Source organism: Intestinibacter sp. (genome assembly GCF_051866655.1).
In the GTDB taxonomy this organism is placed as follows: Bacteria; Bacillota; Clostridia; order Peptostreptococcales; family Peptostreptococcaceae; genus Intestinibacter.
Genome location: NZ_JBJDXL010000546.1, coordinates 1 through 2,125 on the forward strand (window position 1 = coordinate 1; position 2,125 = coordinate 2,125).

Below are 2,125 nucleotides of genomic sequence, written 5' to 3' on the forward strand. Positions count from 1 at the left end.
CATTAAAACTACAATTATTGGAACTGTGATATATCCATATCTTAAAACAGAATCAGCATCTGCTCCTGTAAGTGCAGCTGATAAGGCAAGAGCTTGACTTATAGGTGGCATTATAGAACCCATTGAAGCACCCATAACTATAAGGCAAGTTATTTTTTCTCCGCTTATTCCCATTGATGCTAAAACCCCTATAGTTAAAACTCCTATTACTGTAGAAGCAGCTATTGCATCACCTAATAGAGAACCTGCTAAAACTAATACTAATATAATACATACAATCAACACTCTAGGGTATTTTTCAAATCTTGCTTTTAAATATCCCATTATTGTGTCTATTGTTCCAAGCTTAACCTGTGTAGATGCGTATATACTACCAAATATAGATAAGCATATTACCCATGCCAGCTTATCGACACCGTCAATCCCTGCTGCAAACCAATCTACTGGATTGAATACTCCTCCTAATATTAAAGATAATGCACCTGCAATAAGTAGACCTGCGTTTACATTTCCACCTATTTTAGGTATTTTTTTACATAATATGATAGCAAGTAGTGCTATTACCGGTATAATGACTTTTAACATAATCTGTCCCCCTCATAAATTTTTACCAATAAAAAAGTATTTTCTGAGGTTTAAAAAAATAAAAACCTCAGGCTTACACCTAAGGTTTATAGTTCACAAAATGTTCCTTAAATGATAGCCCTCCACCAAATGGTGACAGTGAAATACATATTATGTATTCCCCCAGATATACGACCTTAAAGCATCAGCCGTACTCTTCGGCAAAAACTCCTTTCTCAACGGTTCAACGCGCTTAACTCCTCGTTGATACTCTTAATTTTCGCTCCTCTATCTTTTTTATTTGTTTTCTGATTTTTATATATTTTATTGTATGATAAATCATCTTATTTTTCAACATATTTTTATACATTATATTAAATTTATTATTTAATATAATAAAAGTTACAATTTATTGTTAAAAAATTATTTAACAATCGATTTATATTTCCATTTTTCACTCTTATATCTTAAAAATCCTATCAAAAGTCCTACAAACCAACCTATAGGTACTCCGTAATATATAATCGATGGTCCTACAGCATTTGAAAATAAGTAAACTATTACAAGTCGAGTTAAAAAATTGAGTATTGTAGCCCATACAAATACAGATATATCACCTGCTCCTTTTAGCACGCCACAGTAAGCATTCATAAAGCCTTTGACGATATAAAACGCAGAAAGTATGCGTAAATATTTAACAGCAAAACTCACAGCTTCAGAACTTTGATCCTGATTTAGAAATAATCCTATTATATTTTGTCCAAAAATAAACAATACAGAAAATATAATCAAGCTCATCAATGCTATTATAATTAAACTACTTCTTAGCCCTTCTTTTACTCTATCGACTTTATTTGCGCCTATATTCTGTGCTGTAAATGTTCCGACAGCATTTCCAAAAGAAGCTAATGGAATCATAGTTATTGAATCTATTTTAGAAGCAATAGTATATCCAGCGATTACAGAAGCTCCAAACGTATTTACTATTATCTGCACTAAAAATATACTAACATAGACAAATGACTGTTGAAATATAGATGGAAGTGCTATTTTACTCATATTTTTTAATATATCAAAATCAAACACCTCTAATTTTCGATTTATTTCATCTACTTCTTTCAAATCATCCTCTTTGAAATTTTTTAAATTGTAAAATAAATACGCTATAGATAAAAACGCCGATATAGCCTGTGCAATAAGTGTGGCAACTGCAACACCTACAACTCCTTTGTTTAATCTAACTACGAAAATCAAATCAAGCAATATATTTAAAAAGCTCGAAAATATTAAAAAATACATAGGTATCTTAGACTCACCTAAAGCATTAAAAATCGAAGTAATTATATTGTATAAAAACATAAAGCTGAGACCTAAAAAATATATTTTCAAGTAATTCGATGCATCTTCAAATATATTAGATGGCGTCTTCATTATTTGTAGTAAAAAATCAGATGTAAATACACCTATAAAGGATAAAAAAACACTTAAAATAAATATAGCTATTATCGAAGTATATATGGAAATTTTCATTTTTGAAATAAGCTTTGCACCGTAATACTGC

2 protein-coding genes and 1 riboswitch are annotated in these 2,125 nt (G+C 30.2%); both genes read right to left on the reverse strand.

What is annotated here, in order from left to right; genetic code table 11:
* The coding region (locus ACI3VO_RS16500) for a hypothetical protein (protein WP_439758959.1) at nucleotides 1–585 on the reverse strand (585 nt) is incomplete at its 3' end.
* Nucleotides 586–692: 107 nt separating this feature from the next.
* Nucleotides 693–863, reverse strand: a riboswitch (Lysine riboswitch).
* Between the two features lie 124 nt (nucleotides 864–987).
* A partial coding sequence (locus tag ACI3VO_RS16505; protein ID WP_439758960.1) for an MATE family efflux transporter occupies nucleotides 988–2,125 on the reverse strand: 1,138 nt, incomplete at its 5' end.